This window comes from Streptomyces sp. CNS606 (genome assembly GCF_000426325.1).
Map to the genome: position 1 here is coordinate 40,542 of NZ_AUFD01000022.1, position 16,292 is coordinate 56,833.

Genomic DNA, 16,292 nt, shown 5'->3' on the forward strand with positions numbered 1-16,292 from the left:
CTGGCGGGGCCGGTCAGGTGGCCGGTGTCAGCCGCGCGCAGCGGCGGCAGGCGCGGGCCGAGGGCGCCACCACGGCGTGCGTCACGGCGGCGAGCGCGGCGGCGAGCGGCGCCGTCCAGCTCGCCGCGAGGACGAGGGAGGCGGTCAGCAGCAGCGCGGCAGCGGCCATGGCCCCGCTCGCCGCCGTCCCCGTCCAGCCCACGACCTGCGGCAGCCGCTCGGGGACGGGCAGCCGCCGCGCGAGGAAGCCGGTGAGCGCCAGAACGGCCACCGCGCACAGCGCCGCGACGCCGGCGACCTCGGCGAGCCGGAGCGCCACGAGACGGAAGCCGTCGGAGAGGCTGAGGCCCTGCCCGGCTCCGGCCTGCGTTCCGCCCGCCGCGTACCAGCAGACCGGCAGCAGCGGGGCGGTCGACGCCAGGGCGCGCGCGGTGTGGCGCGCCTGGGCCACCGTCAGTTCCCGCTGGCAGGCCGGCCGCAGCTCCCGCGGGCTGCCGAACTCCCGCACCGCCCGCCCGAAGCCCGCCGCCGGGTCCGTGTCGCCGGCTTCCGTGTGCGCGTCGACCGTCTCCGCCAGGCCGTCACGGATCTCGGCGAGCAGACGCCTCTTCGCGCGGACCGGCCCGTGCAGGCCGTCCGCGAGCTCCGTCACGAACGCTTCCACGCGGTCGGTCTGCCGAGCCTCCTGGGTCGTCATGTCGCACTCCGCGGCGACCCGCCGGGGGCCAGGACGGAGCCGATCGCCTCGGTGAACTCCCGCCAGGCCTGCCGTTCGCCCGCCAGACCGGCGCGTCCGGCGTCGGTCAGCTCGTACCGTCGCCGCCTGCGCTCGCCCGTCGCCTCCCAGCTGCTGGTCAGCAGGCCGAGCCGCTCCAGCCGGTTGAGCGCCGGATAGACGGTGCCCGTCCGCAGGTCGAGCGCGCCCCCGCTGCGGCGCTGCACGGCGGTGATGATCGCGTAGCCGTGCAGCGGCCCGGGTTCGAGCACGGCCAGCAGCATTCCGTCCAGGTGTCCGCGCACCGCGTCCGTCTTCATGGGTGGGCAGCCTACACACTGCATAGGTCGGTGTGCTACCTATTGGCTGTCTACTTATCTGTGCCTGTCTGTCTACGCCTCGGAGAGTCGTGCGATGACGAAACTGCTGCTGTCCGTCCATGTACTCGCGGCGATCCTGGTGCTCGGGCCGATCGCCGTGGCCGCCTCACTCTTCCCGCGCTACGCCCGAGAGGCCGCGTCCGGCGGCCCGGCGGCGGCGTCCGCCGCCCTGCTGCACCGGATCTGCCGCGCCTACACCGTGGTCGGCGTCGCCGTCCCGGTGTTCGGCATCGCCACCGGCGCCCAGCTCGGAGTCCTCGGCGATCCGTGGCTGGTCGCCTCGCTCGTCCTGACGGCCCTGGCCGCCGCGCTGCTCATCGCCACCATCCTGCCCGGCCAGCGGGAGATGCTGGAGCCGCTGCCGGACGGCGCGCAGGCTCCCTCGGAACACGAGGAGTACGCCCGCGCCTCCCGGTCGCAGGCGGCCCGACTCGGCATGCTCACCGGCGTGTTCAACCTGCTGTGGGCCATCGTCGTCGTGCTCATGATCGTCCGGCCGGGCTCCACCACCGGAGCCTGAGCCCCCGTCCCGCCCGCGGCATCCCACGGGCCGACGCGCGGGCGAGCAGCGTGCATTTCGGGGGTGCTCGGCCCCCCGGCGGGCAGGCGGCGGTAGATTCGGCGCGCACAGGCGCGGCCGGCCCGGCCGCGCCGACGACGGTCTGCGAGGGACGAGATGACTCGAGCGGCCTTCCCGGCCCGCTTCCGTGACGCCGGCGCCGCGGCCGAGGCCGCGCGCTGGGTGCTGCACGCGCACCGTGTCAGCGCCTGGGACCACGGACTGTTCCACAAGGTCGCGGCCCGGCACTGGCCCGGCGGCGACCGGGTGCTGCCCAGGCTGAGCAAGGCCGCCAACCACGGCGGCCTGTGGTTCGCCGTAGCCGCCGGCATCGCCGCCACCCGCCACCCCGCCGCCCGGCGGACCGCCCTGCGCGGTGTCGCCTCGCTCGCCGTCGCCTCCGCCACGGTGAACACCCTGGGCAAGCGCGCGGTACGCCGGGCACGGCCGATCCTCGACAACGTGCCGGTGGTCCGGCAGCTGCACACCCAGCCCGTCACCACCTCCTTCCCCTCCGGCCACTCCGCCTCGGCGGCCGCGTTCACCACCGGACTGGCACTGGAGAACCCGCGATGGGGAGCCGCCGTCGCGCCGCTCGCCGCCGCCGTCGCGTTCTCCCGCGTCTACACCGGCGTGCACTACCCCAGCGACGTCCTGGCCGGTGCCGCGATCGGAGTCGGAGCCGCCTTCGCGGTCCGCGGACTCGCGCCCACCCGCTCCCAACTGCCCACCCCCGCACGCCCGTTGTCCGACGCGCCCGCCCTGCGCGGCGGCAAGGGCCTCGTCCTGGTCGCCAACGCCTCCTCCGGGCAGCGCACCGCCGAGCCCGCCGACGGGCCGGACGACGCTCCCGCCGAGGAGCCCGCCGGGCTGGCCGTCGTCCGCGCCCTGCTGCCGGACGCCGAGATCGTGCTCTGCGACCCGCGGTCGGACGACGTCGCCGCGGCCTTCGACGAAGGGGCCGCACGGGCGGCGGAGACCGGCGGCGCACTCGGCGTCCTGGGCGGCGACGGCACCATCAACTGCGCCGCGCAAGCCGCGCTGCGCCACGGTCTGCCGCTGGCCGTCCTGCCCGGTGGCACGCGCAACCACTTCGCCTACGACCTCGGCATCGAGACCGCGGAGGACGCGTGCCGCGCGGTGGTCGCGGGCGACGCGGTCGCGGTCGACCTCGCCCGTTTCACGCCCGGCCCGGGGCGCTCGGACGGCCACCCCGGCTACTTCCTCAACACCTTCAGCCTCGGCTCCTACCCGGAACTGGTCCGCATGCGGGAACGCTGGGCGCCCCGCATCGGCGCCTGGCCCGCCGGCGTCCTCGCCGCGATGCGGGTGCTGCACACCGCCGGCCCCGTCGAGGCGGGACTCGGCGGCAGGCAGCGGCCCATGTGGCAGCTGTTCGTCGGCAACTGCACCTACCGCGGGCTGGGCGTCGCTCCCGTGCGGCGCCACGACCTCGCGGACGGCCTGCTGGACGTGCGGGTGGTGCCCGGCGGACGCTGGTCCCGCAGCCGCCTGCTCGCCGCCGCGCTCACCAGCGTCGTCGGCCGTTCCCCGGTGCACAGCACCGCCCGCCTCCGCCGGCTGCGGATCAGTGACATACCGGACGGCACGCACCTCGCCTTCGACGGCGAGGTCGCCCCGGCGCCGCGCGAACTGCTGATCGACAAGCAGCACGAGGCGCTCACCGTCTACCGCCCGCTGGACCACGGCACCTACTGACCGCCTGAGCGCACGGTGCGGCGGTGGCAGGCCCGTCCGGGTGCGCCGCCGCCGCGAACAGCCGTCCCCGCGCCGCGCCTCGGCGTGAAGTCCGTCACCGACCCCGTCCGCAATTTGGTTGACCGAGGCAGAGGATGCTTTCCTCTTGTCGTATCCATATGCAGACAAGCGGGTCAGAGCTGGGCCCGGAGGGAGGGCACGGACGGGCGTGGCGAAGGACGACGTGACCGTGGCGGAGCAGGCCGGCGACCGTTCCCCGCGGGGCGCCCGACGACGTGCCGCCCGGCCCTACCGCCACCTTGTGGCCCCCGACCCCGGCCGCATGCGGCTCCGTGCCGCCTCCCGCGCCGTGCTCGGCATCGGCGCGGCCGTCGCCGCCCCGGCGGCAGCCGGTCTCTCCCTGGAGGCCTGCGTCATCGCGGGCCTGGCCGCGCTCCTCGCGCTCTTCACCGTGACCGACCCGACCGTGCGCCGTCAGGCCGTGACCGTCGCGCTGCTGCCGGCCGTCGGCGTCCCCGTCCTCACCCTCGCACTCGCCCTCCGGGACGCACCCCTCCTTCGCGACGCCGCCTTCCTCGCCGTCGCGTTCGCCGGTGCCTACGCCCGCCGCTGGGGCACGCGCGGGCACGCACTGGGCGTCTTCGGGTTCATGATGTTCTTCGCCGCCCAGTTCCTCACCACCGGCCTGTCCGGAGCCCCGGGGCTGCACGCCGCCCTGCTGCTGGCGGTACTCGTGGTCTGCGCGGTCCGCTTCGGCCTCTGGTGCTACGAGCGCCGCACCCCGCCGCCCCCCGCGCCCGCGCCGCCCGGCGGGCGCGGACTCGCCCGCCCGACCACCCGCCTCGCCGTGCAGACCGCCGCCGCCTGTGCGTTCGCTCTCGCCGCCGGGCAACTGCTCTCCCAGGAGCGCTGGTACTGGGCCGTCGGCGCCGCGTGGTGGATCTTCGTCAACACCGCGTCCCGCGGTGAGACCCTGGTCCGCGGCTTCCGCCGGGTGCTCGGCACCCTCGTCGGCATCGTGGCGGGCCTCTGGGTCGCGGTGCCCGTCGACGGCGGACCGGTGGCCACCGGCCTGCTGCTGTCGGTCTGCGTCTTCGGGATCTTCTACACCGCCGCGGTGTCCTACAGCTGGATGATGTTCTTCGTGACCGTCCTGGTCGGCCTGCTGTACGGCATGCTGGGTGCGCTCCACCCCGGGCTGCTCCAGCTCCGCCTGATCGAGACCGCCGTCGGCGCGCTCGGCGCCGGCCTCGCCGTCGCGTTCGTGCTGCCCGTCACCACCCACGCCGCCACCCACGGCTGGATCCGGCGCGCCGTCCGCTGCGTCCACGCCTGCGCACGCGAGTCGGCGCTGCGGCTCGCCGGCGACGAGAGCGCCGACCCGGCGCGGCGCATCGCGGAGCTCGAAATGCTCCTCGGCCGGGTGCGCACCTCGCTGGCGCCCCTGGTGCACCCGCTCAGCCCGCTGCGGGCACGCCGCGCCCGCGCCCGGGAGGTCCTCGCCCTCCTCGACGACTGCGCCCGTCAGGCCCGCGGACTCGCACGGGTGGCCGCCGACCCCGACGCCTCGCACGACGCGCGCCTCGCCGACGCCTGCCGCCGCGTCGAGGAGGCCGTGCACCGGCTCACCGGTCCTGCCCGGGACGCGTGCACCAACGCCGACGAGACGGTCACCGGCCAGGACACCCCGTGCCGCCACCCCGGAGCCGACCGCGCGCTCGGCCACCTGCACGGCCTGGAGACGGCGCTGGTCGAGCTAGCCGTCCCCGTGCACGCTCCGCCCCGCGCACCGCTCACCACCGCCGCCTGACGCGCTCCCCGGGCGACACGGCGCGCTGTGTCCCGCGACCCCGGTCCCGGGCCATGATCGGCTGCTACGGTCGCTCCCGGACGGCAGACCCGGCAGCCCCAGGGCGGAAGGCGGATCCGTGAGCACCGACCGGAGCAGCGGCACGCAGCGGCACGGCGACGGGTACGCCCCCGCGGGACGGGCGTACCTGGGGTCGTTCACCTCCGAGGGCGGACGCGGCATCACCACCGCCCGCGTCGACCCCGACGACGGCTCCCTGCGGGCGCTGCACCACACCGGCGACGCGGTCCCCGACCCCTCCTACCTGGTGGTCGGCGACGGGGTGCTGCACAGCGTGTGCGAGCAGGAGGACGGCGCCGTGACCGCCCTCTCGCTGGCCGACCCCGACCGCCCCTCCCCGCTGGGAGCCCCCGTGCCGGTGGACGGCGCCGGCCCCACGCACCTCACCCGTGCCGGACGGCTGCTGTGCACCGCCAACTACGGCTCCGGCAGCGTCAGCGTCCTCGGGACGGCGGCGGACGGTACGCCCCTCGGACCGGCGAAGGTCCACCGCCACGAGGGAAGCGGCCCGGTCGCCGACCGGCAGCAGGGCCCGCACGCCCACGAGGTCGTCGTGGACCCGTCGGGCCGCCACCTGCTCGCCGTGGACCTCGGCACCGACTCGGTCTGGGTCTCCGCGCTGGAGGACGACGACCTGCGCCCCCTCCACCAGGTCGCCCTGCGGCCGGGCACCGGCCCCCGGCACCTGACGTTCGGCCCGGACGGCACCCGGGCCTACGTCGTCGGCGAACTGCGGCCCACGCTCACGGTGTGCTCCTGGGACGCGGAGAAGGGGCGCCTGGAGCCGCTCGGCGAGACCCGGGTGGTGCCCGACGAGACCGGGGGAGAGACCTACCCCTCCGAGGTCGTCCTCCGCGGCGACGGCCGCCTCGCCTGGGTCGCGGTGCGCGGTGCCGACAGCATCGCCGTCCTCACCCTGGACGAGAACGGCGAGGAGGCGGAACTGGTCGTGACGATGCCGTGCGGCGGCCACTGGCCCCGCGACCTCGCCCTCCACCCCTCCGGGCAGTGGCTCTACGCCGCCAACGAACGCTCCGGAGACGTCACCTGGTTCGACATCGACGCCGCGACGGGCATGCCCCGCCCCGCCGGCTCCCTCGCCGTCCCCGCCGCCTCCTGCATCGCCTTCGCCCCCTGACCCGCGACGGCCTGCCGCCGCAGAATCGGCGAGGTCGCGCCGGTGGGCGCCCGCCCGGCCGGCTGAGGTCCGGGCACCCCGGCGGGCGCGTCGGCATCCCGCCCTGGCGGCCCTTCGGGGCGCCCGGTCCGAGGGCCGGGAGGAACGCGCCGCCGCGGGTGTGCGGTCCGCGCGGGCCCGGCCGCGCACCACAGCACGCTGAGGCGGCCCCCATCGAGGAACGGGCGGCTGGGAGAGCCCGGGAAGAGCCAGGGCCCCGGACGGCTCCGGGAGGTCCGCACCGCCTCCGTCCGGCCCCGGAACGGAGCTTCCCTTCGTCGGCGGAGTCGCCGCACACCACCGGGGCGGACCCGTCGCCGCCGTGGGGTGCCGCTCAGCTGAGTCTCCTCCTGGCGGGTGGTGGGCAGCGAGGTGCCGCGTACCCCGGGGCGATGCGCCGCGCCCCCGGGCCGGGTGGTGGTGGCACCGCCCTGCCCGGGGGCGCGGGTGAGGTCGTCGGCGGGGGCCGGCCGGAGGCCGGTCAGCGGACGGGCATGCCCGGTGCCGGCTGCTGCGGAAGCCCGAGCTTCGCGCCGTACGTCGAGGCGACCAGCTTGCCCAGCGCGGGGTAGGGCCCCAGCGGCTCCGCGGCGGCGCAGCCGGCCTCGTCCGTGGCGGCCTGGAGCAGCCCGGCCGGGATCTCCGGGCCGATCAGGCACGGCGCGACGGCGAGGTGCTGGGAGCCCGAGTCGCGCAGCTGCTGCGCGGCACGCGCGATCGCGCCCTCCTCGTCCAGCCCGGCGGCCAGCACCGGAACCGCCAGGCGGGCCGCCAGCAGCATGCCGGTGATGCCCGCGGCCTGGACGGCCTCCTCGCCGCCGAGGCTGGCGATGATGATGCCGTCCGCCGCCGTGGCCACCGTGAACAACCGGGCACGGTCCGCGCGGGCGAGCCCCGCCTCGGAGAGCTTCACGTGCACGGCCTCGGCCAGCAGCGGGTGCGGGCCGAGCACGTCGGTGAGCTCCGCGCCGGAACCGCTGTTCAGCACCGCCTGCCGTATCTGCCGCATGTGGGCGGCGTCCGGACCCGCCAGCAGCGGCACCACGACGGCCGGGAGCGCGTCGGAGACCTGCGCGTCACCCGGTGCGGTGCCTGCGGGGCCCTCCGCGCCGGCCTCGTGCGCCAGGGTGGGCGACGGCGCGGCCGCGCGGTCGCCCGCGGCACGGGCCAGCACCTCGGTCAGGCCGGGGAACTCCTCGCCGCCGCCCTCCACGTATCCGATCCGCGCGTCCAGGCCGGGCAGCTCGGAGCGGGCGATGCTCACGATCTCCTCGGCGAGGCCACGCGTCGCAGAGGTCGGCTCCCCGGGCACGGCCAGCACCAGCGCCGGCGCATTCTCCGGGGCGACCACGGGCTCCGGCCGGCGGTGCCGACCGGACTGGCGGGGACGCGGCATTCGTACGGGCAGGCCGTTGTCCGGCCCTGTGGGGGAGCTCATGCGCCCGCATGTTAATGCCTTGAAGGACCCTACTGTTCGAGCGGGGGTGAACGGTGACGAATGTCCCATTCGCACCGCGCGTCGCGCGGGCACGACTGTGCGATCCCGTCAAGCCCCGCTGGGCGGCGTGTGCACGGTGAGCAGCCGCTCGTCCTCCGGCAGGCCCGGGGCGCCCGCCGCGCGCCGCCCGGCGAGCAGCAGGGCTCCGTCCAGCGGGTCGCCGGCGGCCGGGACCGTGCGGGCGTGCGGCAGCCGGACGGCCAGCTCCCGGCGCAGCGGCTCCAGCAGCACCTCGCCCATCCGGAACAGCCCGCCGGTCAGGGTCACCCGTGGTGCCTCCACGCCCGGGGCGGAGGGCGACGGGCCGTCCGGTGCGGGGCACACCGCGGCGGCGGACCGGGCGATCTCCCGTGCCGCGTCCGCCAGCACGGCGCGGGCCGTCGCGTCCCCGTCCCCTCCGGCCGGGTCGGCGGCGGCCGCGACCTGCGGGGCGAAGGAGGCGAGCAGCGCGGGCCGGTCGGTGCGGGGGTAGAGCAGGCCGGGCAGTCCGGCGGCGGGGCCGAACGTCTCCTCCGCGCGCCGCAGCAGCACCGGGGAGCCGCCCTCCCGGCCGTCGTGGGCGCGCAGCGCGGCGTCCAGGCCCGCGCGCCCGATCCAGGCGCCGCCGCCGCAGTCGCCCAGCAGGTGCCCCCAGCCGTCGGCCCGCCGCCAGGTGTGCAGGTCGGTGCCGAGGGCGATCATCCCGGTGCCGGCCGCGACGACCGCGCCGGGTGCGACACCCAGCGCGCCCGCGTACGCGGTGACGGCGTCGGCGGCGAGGAGCAGGCTCCGCGCGCCGAGAGTGCGGGCGAACTCCTCCGGCAGCAGGGCGCGCAGTCCCGTACCCAGGGTGGCCATGCCGGCCGCGCCGACGCACACCGCGGTCAGGCCGCCGTCCCGCCCGCCCACGCGGTCGAGGAGGGCCCGGGCCGCCGGCACCACCTGCGCGGCGAGGTGCCGCGCGTCGATGCCCTCGGGACCGGTACGCACCGGCTCGCGGCACTCCTCGCGCACGGCGTCCGCGAACCCGCCGGCGACAGAGGTGACCCCGGCGGCGGGCGCCAGGGCGACGCGCAGCCCCGAGCCGCCGGAGTCGACGCCCAGCACCCAGCCGGCGCCGCTCTCCGTCACGGCAGGCGCCAGTCGACCGGCTGCGCGCCCTGCTGCGCCAGCAGGTCGTTGACGCGGCTGAAGGGGCGGGAGCCGAAGAAGCCGCGATCGGCGGACATGGGCGAGGGGTGCGCGGACTCCACCGCGGGCACGCCCTTCAGTAGCGGCCGCAGGTTGCGCGCGTCCCGCCCCCAGAGCACCGCCACCAGCGGAGTGCCGCGTTCCGCCAGGGCGCGGATGGCCTGCTCGGTGACCTCCTCCCAGCCCTTGCCGCGGTGCGCGGCGGGCCGGCGCGGGGCCGTGGTGAGCGCCCTGTTGAGGAGCAGTACGCCCTGCCGGGTCCAGGGAGTCAGGTCACCGTTCGACGGGCGCGGCACTCCGAGGTCGTCGCTCATCTCGCGGAAGATGTTCTCCAGGCTGCCCGGCAGCGGACGCACCTCGGGCGCGACGGAGAAGCTGAGGCCCACCGCGTGCCCGGGCGTGGGGTACGGGTCCTGGCCGACGACGAGGACGCGCACCTCGTCGAACGGCTGCTGGAAGGCGCGCAGCACGTTCGCCCCGGACGGGAGGTAGGTTCTCCCCGCGGCGATCTCCGCCCGCAGGAAGTCGCCCATGGCGGCGACCCGCTCGGTCACCGGCTCCAGCGCCTTGGCCCAGCCTTGTTCGACGATCTCGTTCAACGGTCGTGCAGCCACGAGCGGTCACTCTACCGACTCGCCGCACCACCTCCCGACTCCCCTGACTCCGGCAGGGGTTGAGCCGTCAGCCGATCACCGCGGCCCGGACGCAGAGCACGTCCGGCAGATGGCGGGCGAGGCGGCGCCAGCTGTCACCCTCGTCCGCGCTGCCGTACACCTCGCCGTTGCGGTTGCCGAAGTAGACGCCCGCCGGGTCGGCGTCGTCGGTGCACATCGCGTCGCGCAGCACCGGCCCGTAGTGCGCCTGCTCCGGAAGACCGGCCTCCGGCGCCTCCCAGGTCGCGCCCGCGTCCCGGGTGCGGTGCACGCGGCAGTGCCGGTCGGCGGGCACCCGGTCGGAGTCGGCGTTGAGCGGGAAGACGTACGCCGTGCCCCCGCGGCGCGGATGCGCCACGACGGGGAAGCCGAAGTCGGAGGGCAGCGAGTCGCCGATCGACGTCCAGGTGCCGCCGCCGTCCTCGCTGCGGTAGACGCCCCAGTGGTTCTGGAGGTAGAGCCGGTCCGGGTGCTCCGCGTCGCGGGCGACCTTGTGGACGCACTGGCCGTACTCCGGGAAGCGCTGCGACTCGGGCAGGAACGTCGCCTGCACGCCCCGGTTGCACGGCTCCCAGCTCTGCCCGCCGTCCGCGGTGCGGTAGGCGCCTCCGGTGGAGACGGCGACCGTGACGCGGCGGGAGTCGCGCGGGTCGACGAGGACGGTGTGCAGGCCGAGCCCGCCACCGCCCGGCACCCAGTCCTTCCGGGTGGGGTGGTCCCACAGCGCGCGGACCAGTGCGAAGCTGCGGCCGCCGTCCTCGGAGCGGAACAGCGCGCCCGGCTCGGTGCCCGCGTAGACCACCTCCGGCTCGTCGAGACCGCCGGGCTGGAGCTGCCAGACCCGCTCCAGCGACGTGCCGGTGTCCTCCGGGAAGCGGACGGCGGGCCGCTCGGGCTCCTGCCAGGAGGCCCCGAGGTCGTCGGAGCGGAAGACGGACGGGCCCCAGTGCGAGCTGTCCCCGCCCACCAGCAGCCGGGGCGCGCCGCCGCGGCGGGTGTCGATCGCGACCGAGTAGACCGCCTGCGCGTTGAAGTGCGGGCCGTCGAACTCCCAGCCGTCCCGGGCGCGTCGTCCGGCGTCCCGGCGGGCCAGGAACAGGCCCTTGCGGGTACCTACCGCGAGCAGTACTTCCGTCATGCCTGGCCACCGCCTCGTGGGATGTCGCCCCGCGCCCGGTGCGCGGGGACGGTCGGGCCCGCGCCGCGCCGTGCCCGTCCCGGACGAAGGCACGCCGGGCGCGTACGGGAAGAAGTCTGCCCCAGCGCACTGACAACGGCCCGCTCGCACACGCCGCCGTCCCCGGCTGCCCGCGGGTCAGCCCTGCGCCGGCAGCGTGGCCGGCGGCGGAGGGGGAGGTCCGGCGGCGGTCGCGGGAGCGGTCTCGGCGGGCGGTACGCCGAGTCCCCAGTCCAGCCCGTACCGGTCGAAGAGCTCGGCGCGCAGCCGCGCCAGGGGCATCGGGGCGCCGGGCAGCAGGACCGCCACCACCGCCCCCATCAGGAGGGCGCGCAGCATCGGGTAGTCGGCGTCCGGGTCCTCGGACCCGTAGCGCACCATCGCCGTGCGGAGCAGCGCGGCGAGACGGCGCTGCTCGTCGCACTTGACGAAGCCCTCCTGCTGGAGGATCCCGGCCATGTGCGCCCGCATCAGCACCGGCCGGTCGCGGGCGAGTCCGAGGACCGCGTCGATCGCGCGGGCCAGCACCTCGCGGCCGGCGTCCGGGCCCTGCGGCGCGGGCGGCCTGTCCAGGGCTTCAGAGAGCGTCAGGTGCATCAGCCGGTGCACCGCCGACTGGAACAGCTGCCGCTTGCCGGGGAAGTAGTAGGAGATCAGCCCCCGTGCGGAACCGGCCCGGTCGGCGATGTCGCCGAGCGTCGTGGCCTCGTACCCGCGTTCGCCCACCAGCTCCACGGTCGCCTGCAACAGCCGCTCCCGGGAGCGTCGGCGCAACTCTTCATTGACCGATGCGCTCCGAGGGGACATCCTGTAACTCCTGCGTTGACTGGCTCAGAGCCAATATACTCAGCCGTACTCCGGGACCGGCCCCCTGCGGGGCAGCCGACGGCCCGGTACGACCGCCGATACCGGGGCGACGCGGGGGATCGTCCCGGTATCGGCTCTCGTCCCCTGGCGGGGGACGGGGCCGCCGACCCCCTCAGGCCGGCCCCAGCAGGTCGAGCAGCGGCCGCAGACCGTGCGGTCGCTGCTCGACCGGCAGATGGTCCACGGGGTGGTAGGCGCATCCCACGGCCGTCGCACCCCCGTCGGCGCGCCGGTCGTCGCCCACCATGAGCACCTCCTCCGGTTCCAGTCTCAGCGCCGCGCACCCGGTACGGAAGAGCCGAGGGTCGGGCTTCTGCACGCCGTGCTCGAACGAGAGCACGTACTCCTGGACGAAGCCGTCCAGCGCGTGGCCGCGGAACACCGGACGCAGGTCCCAGCCGATGTTGCTCACCACCGCCACCGGGACCCCGCGGTCGCGGAGCGCGCCCAGGACCTCGAAGGCGTCCGGGTAGGGCTCCCAGGCCTCCGGCGTCATGTGCCGGTCGTACAGGGCGTCGTACAGGTCCTCCCTGGGCAGCGGCACCTGCCGGGCCAGCCCGGTGTACGCCGCCCGGTGCTGCTCCGCGCTGCGGTCGCGCTCCGACCACAGCCGGTCCAGGTGGGGCGGTACGGCCCGCGGTGGCGCGCCGCCCGGCAGGGCGCCCGCCCGTTCGAGCCGCGCCGCGTACCCCGCGGCCTCCGCCGCGGGCAGCTCCAGGCCCGACCCGGCCAGTACGGCGGCCAGCCACCTGGCCGCGGGCTCGACGCGCAGCAGGGTTCCGGAGAAGTCGAACAGCACACCGCGAACCGTCATGCGGCGATCTTCCCCGCGGTCCGCAGCGCCTGCCAACTCCCGGCCGCCAGCGCCGCCATGGCCAGGCCCAGCGCGACGCCGGACAGCACGTCGGTCAGCCAGTGCACCCCCAGGAAGACGCGGGTGAGGGACACGCCCGCCACGGAGACCGCCGCCACCGCCGTCACGGTCCAGTACAGGGCGGGCCGGTGCAGACGGGTCCAGGCCACCCAGGTGAGCAGGCCGCAGGCGAGGGCCGCCGTCATGGCGTGTCCGGAGGGCATCGCGGCGAAGTGGGCCGCGTCCACGGGGTTCTCCCACTGCGGCCGTTCGCGCCCGACGAGGGCCTTGAGGCCCTGCTGCACGAGGACGCCGAGCAGCATGGTGACGGCGAGGAGGAAGGCCAGGGCGCGCTCGCCGCGCCACCAGAGCACCACGCACACCACCGCGACCAGCATCCGCATGGTGACCGTGTCCCACACCCAGTCCGTGAGCACCCGCGCGGTGCCGGTCCAGCCGGGGTGGGCGAGCGCGGCGTCGTGCAGCGTGCGGGAGACGCCCTCGTCCAGGTCGATCAGCGGCGGCCACCCGGCGACGACCAGCAGGATCAGCGCGACACCCAGGCCGCCGCACACCGAGGCCCACACCCACGGCGCCGCCTGCCGCGGCGACGGCGCTCCGGTGGGGGGAGGGGAGGACGGAAGACGTGACGCAGCGGACATGGGGCGATCCTCACCCAGCCGGCCGCCCCGGCCAACAGGGCGCGCCCGACGGGCCGCGGGCCGTCGGCCTGCGGGGGAGCCGGCGAGGGACCGGCGTCCGGACGTCCCGCCGGCGAGCGGCCGGGAGGTCAGCCCAGGGCGCTGAGTCCGGGGACGAAGGCCACCGCGAGCGGGATCAGCGGCACCAGCGAGGCGACTGCGACGGTCCGCAGTCTGCGGGTCACCGTCAGGCGCGGGGCCGGGGCGAGCAGCCGGTGGACCCGGGCGGGGACCAGGGCGCCCTCGGCCGGGCAGGGGCCGAACACGCCGCGGTCCTCGTTGAGTTCGACCAGGGCGAGGGCCGTGGTGAGGCGGCCGTGACGGCGGGAGGCGACGTCGTCGGCCGCCAGCTCGACCAGGCGGTGCACCTGGTCGCGGAACGCGGCGAAGACCGGCACCCGGGGGAAGCCGACGGCGAGGGCGGAGGAGCAGTTCAGCAGCCAGTCGTGGCGGGCGCGTGCGTGGCCCTGTTCGTGCTCCAGAACGGCGTCCAGCTGCCGTCCCTTCAGGCGGCGCAGAGCTGCGGTCGTGATGACCAGTTGCGGAACGGCCCCGGGCAGCCACCAGGCGTCCGCGCGGTCGCTCTCCAGCACCACCAGCGGTCCGCCGGCGCGCGTCTCCTCGCCGGGCAGCCGGGGTGCGCGGACCCGCAGTTCGCCGCGGCGCCGCTTCAGCCGCAGCCGCGCGTCGCGGATCTCCCGCAGCAGCATCGCCGCCGTCCACGCGCCGCCGCAGGCCAGCAGGAGGGCGACGGCGCCCGCCCACCCGTCGTAGGCGCCGAGTCCGTACGCCTCCTGGACGCCGTGCGGCGCGGGCGCGAACACGTGGTCGCGCACCGCCTGCCAGGCGGCAGCCGCGGAGAGCGCCATGGCGAGGAGGCAGGAGAGCAGAACGCCCGCCACCACGCACTGCCAGGCCCACAGGGCCAGCACCGGTTCCCGGTCCGGCCAGGAGGAACGCGTGAGGACGCGGGGAGCCGCAGCAGCGGCCAGCGCCCCCAGGACCAGCAGCGCGAGCGGCACCAACATGGTCACAGCCTATGACCGTTCGCCCCGCTCCGTACGGCCGCCCGCCGCAGGAGTGACGCATGCCTCACGCCGCGCGGGCGCGAGCGGCACGGTCACGAGGCGGCGGACCGTCTCACGCGGCGGCGGGCCGCGCGGTCACACCGTGAGCAGCATGGTGAAGGAGCTCAGCGCCAGCGTGAGCCGGCACGCGGGGGCCATCCCCGCGGCGGGAGGAAGGCGCCCGAGGGCGCCCGCTCCGCTCCCTGCGGGCGCCGTGACCGGGACCGCCGCAGCGGGGGCCAGCCGGGCGCCGGTGTACAGCGCGAAGCCCGCGAAGTAGGCGAGCAGGGCGCCGGTCAGCACGGGTACGCCGCCCGGTCCCGCGCCGTGCCCGGCGTGCTGCCCGCCGCCTGCGGCCGCCATCACCACCGCCATGTACGCCATCGCCAGCGCCTCCAGCGCGTGGTGCAGGCCGTGCCAGCGGTGCCGGCCGCCGGCACGACCGGCCCGTACCGGACGGGCCGACCACAGCGCCGCGGCCGCCAGCGCGCCGAAGAACACCGCGAAGGCGGCCTCCGAGAGCGCCCCGGCAGGCCGGACGGGCAGCGCCATGGCCGCCATGGCCAGGCCCATCACCCCCTCGACACGTGCCCCGCCGGGTGGCGCACCGGCGGCACGTGCGGCCGTGCGCAGGCAGTACACCCCCGTGGCCCCGCACATCACGACCAGCAGCCAACTCACCACGGCAGGCCCGTGCATGACGCCCCCTCCGCGCTCGCCGTCGCACGGAGGCTTCCCTCACACCGGTGGCCGCAAGGCGGCGCACGGAGGCATCCGGAGGGGCGTGCGCACCCCGGCGTGCGCCCCGAGGCGTCCCCCACCGCAGTCCGGCGCGGCGACCGGCCCGGATCGCCCGGATCGCCCGGACCTCAGAGGCCCGGGCGGTAGCGCATCGGGTGGTCGGCCGGCACCTCCACCACGCAGATGCGCACGCCGTCCGGGGCGGCGATCCACATCTCCTCAAGCCCCCACGGCTCCCGCAGGGGCGGACGCAGCACCTCGGCGCCCGCGGCACCCAGCTCCGCGTGGGCCGCGGCGACGTCGGCGACCTGGAGCCACAGCCGCAGGCCGGGCGAGGACGGTTCCTCGGCGCGGCCGGAGATCTCCAGGAACCCGCCGCCCAGGAAGTAGACGGTGCCGCGCTCCGGTCCGGTGCCGAACTCGCGGGCCACCGCCAGGCCCAGCGTCCCGCCGTAGAAGGCGCGGGAGCGTTCGGGGTCGGTGGGCCGGAGCAGGATGCGGCTGCTCAGTACATGGACCATGGGGCCGGACGATAACGCGCTGCGGTTACGCTCCGGGGCATGGACAACGCCGACACCCGCACCGCGCTCGCCTTCCGTGCCGCCGAGGAGGCCGACGTGCCGGCGCTGGTCGCCCTGATCGAGTCCGCCTACCGGGGTGAGAGCAGCCGGGCGGGGTGGACCACCGAGGCGGACCTGCTGGGCGGGCAGCGCACCGACCCCGAGGGCGTCCGGGCCGTCGTCGCGTCCCCGGACAGCCGCATGCTCCTGGCCGAGGAGGACGGGGAGACCGTGGCCTGCTGCCAGCTGGAGAACCGCTCCGGCCTGGCCTACTTCGGGATGTTCGCCGTGCGCCCCGGTCTCCAGGGCGGTGGCCTGGGCAGGCGGGTGCTGGCGGAGGCCGAGCGCGCCGCCCGCGAGGAGTGGGGAGCCAGGGAGATGCACATGACGGTGATCGTCCAGCGCGAGGACCTGATCGCCTGGTACGAGCGCCGCGGCTACGCCCGGACCGGCGAACTCAGCCCCTTCCCCTACGGCGACGAGCGCTTCGGCCTCCCGCAGCGGGCGGACCTGGCCTTCGAGCTGCTGGTCAAGACCCTCGCCTGAGCGGAACCGGACCGCTCCGGGCTCCTCGGGGGCGCGGCG

The 16,292-nt window shown here is 76.4% G+C and carries 17 protein-coding genes; 5 read left to right on the forward strand and 12 right to left on the reverse strand.

Annotated elements, in window-relative coordinates:
• Positions 1 to 13: 13 nt before the first annotated feature.
• Both K304_RS0116445 and K304_RS0116450 read right to left on the reverse strand, forming a co-directional pair.
• Positions 14 to 697, reverse strand: a complete 684-nt coding sequence (locus K304_RS0116445) for a permease prefix domain 1-containing protein (protein ID WP_027764650.1) — start codon at positions 695 to 697, stop codon at positions 14 to 16.
• Positions 694 to 1,035, reverse strand: coding sequence for a helix-turn-helix transcriptional regulator (locus K304_RS0116450; RefSeq protein WP_027764651.1), 342 nt, complete (start codon positions 1,033 to 1,035; stop codon positions 694 to 696). The genes K304_RS0116445 and K304_RS0116450 overlap by 4 nt, the downstream gene beginning before the upstream one ends.
• A gap of 94 nt (positions 1,036 to 1,129) precedes the next feature.
• Between K304_RS0116450 and K304_RS0116455 the strand changes: the two genes are divergently transcribed.
• The 4 genes from K304_RS0116455 to K304_RS0116470 all read left to right on the forward strand — a co-directional run bounded on the left by K304_RS0116455 (position 1,130) and on the right by K304_RS0116470 (position 6,381).
• Complete coding sequence (locus K304_RS0116455; protein ID WP_027764652.1) at positions 1,130 to 1,615, forward strand: DUF2269 family protein; 486 nt, start codon at positions 1,130 to 1,132, stop codon at positions 1,613 to 1,615.
• Positions 1,616 to 1,771: 156 nt separating this feature from the next.
• A complete protein-coding gene (locus K304_RS29405; protein ID WP_078529222.1) occupies positions 1,772 to 3,373 on the forward strand; it encodes a phosphatase PAP2 family protein in 1,602 nt (533 codons plus the stop codon).
• A gap of 322 nt (positions 3,374 to 3,695) precedes the next feature.
• A complete protein-coding gene (locus K304_RS0116465) occupies positions 3,696 to 5,183 on the forward strand; it encodes an FUSC family protein (RefSeq protein WP_051308531.1) in 1,488 nt (495 codons plus the stop codon).
• A 118-nt stretch (positions 5,184 to 5,301) separates the two neighbouring features.
• Entirely contained in the window at positions 5,302 to 6,381 is a 1,080-nt protein-coding gene (locus K304_RS0116470) for a lactonase family protein (protein ID WP_051308524.1), read from the forward strand.
• Between the two features lie 520 nt (positions 6,382 to 6,901).
• Here K304_RS0116470 and K304_RS0116475 read toward each other — a convergent pair.
• The 10 genes from K304_RS0116475 to K304_RS0116520 form a co-directional block, all read right to left on the reverse strand.
• Positions 6,902 to 7,858, reverse strand: coding sequence for a hypothetical protein (locus K304_RS0116475; protein ID WP_199779625.1), 957 nt, complete (start codon positions 7,856 to 7,858; stop codon positions 6,902 to 6,904).
• Between the two features lie 108 nt (positions 7,859 to 7,966).
• On the reverse strand, positions 7,967 to 9,028 hold the full coding sequence (locus K304_RS0116480; protein WP_027764656.1) for a BadF/BadG/BcrA/BcrD ATPase family protein: 1,062 nt from the start codon (positions 9,026 to 9,028) through the stop codon (positions 7,967 to 7,969).
• Positions 9,025 to 9,702, reverse strand: a complete 678-nt coding sequence (locus K304_RS0116485; protein ID WP_027764657.1) for a uracil-DNA glycosylase — start codon at positions 9,700 to 9,702, stop codon at positions 9,025 to 9,027. The genes K304_RS0116480 and K304_RS0116485 overlap by 4 nt, the downstream gene beginning before the upstream one ends.
• Before the next feature lie 67 nt (positions 9,703 to 9,769).
• Complete coding sequence (locus tag K304_RS0116490) at positions 9,770 to 10,879, reverse strand: sialidase family protein (protein WP_027764658.1); 1,110 nt, start codon at positions 10,877 to 10,879, stop codon at positions 9,770 to 9,772.
• 177 nt (positions 10,880 to 11,056) lie between these two features.
• Positions 11,057 to 11,725: a TetR/AcrR family transcriptional regulator gene (locus tag K304_RS0116495; RefSeq protein ID WP_027764659.1), complete on the reverse strand. Its 669-nt coding sequence runs from the start codon at positions 11,723 to 11,725 to the stop codon at positions 11,057 to 11,059.
• Between the two features lie 172 nt (positions 11,726 to 11,897).
• Positions 11,898 to 12,599 (reverse strand): HAD family hydrolase, encoded by a 702-nt coding sequence (locus K304_RS0116500; RefSeq protein WP_027764660.1) that lies wholly within the window; start codon positions 12,597 to 12,599, stop codon positions 11,898 to 11,900.
• Entirely contained in the window at positions 12,596 to 13,300 is a 705-nt protein-coding gene (locus K304_RS29410) for a phosphatase PAP2 family protein (protein ID WP_051308525.1), read from the reverse strand. Before K304_RS29410 ends, K304_RS0116500 begins: the two co-directional genes overlap by 4 nt.
• A gap of 128 nt (positions 13,301 to 13,428) precedes the next feature.
• On the reverse strand, positions 13,429 to 14,367 hold the full coding sequence (locus K304_RS0116510) for a M56 family metallopeptidase (RefSeq protein ID WP_027764661.1): 939 nt from the start codon (positions 14,365 to 14,367) through the stop codon (positions 13,429 to 13,431).
• Positions 14,368 to 14,502: 135 nt separating this feature from the next.
• The gene (locus K304_RS0116515; RefSeq protein WP_027764662.1) at positions 14,503 to 15,105 is read right to left on the reverse strand and encodes a DUF5134 domain-containing protein; all 603 of its coding nucleotides are present in this window, start codon (positions 15,103 to 15,105) and stop codon (positions 14,503 to 14,505) included.
• A gap of 170 nt (positions 15,106 to 15,275) precedes the next feature.
• Complete coding sequence (locus K304_RS0116520) at positions 15,276 to 15,668, reverse strand: VOC family protein (protein ID WP_027764663.1); 393 nt, start codon at positions 15,666 to 15,668, stop codon at positions 15,276 to 15,278.
• A 39-nt stretch (positions 15,669 to 15,707) separates the two neighbouring features.
• Here K304_RS0116520 and K304_RS0116525 point away from each other — a divergent pair, with 39 nt between their 5' ends.
• Positions 15,708 to 16,253, forward strand: a complete 546-nt coding sequence (locus K304_RS0116525; RefSeq protein WP_027764664.1) for a GNAT family N-acetyltransferase — start codon at positions 15,708 to 15,710, stop codon at positions 16,251 to 16,253.
• Positions 16,254 to 16,292: the final 39 nt, after the last annotated feature.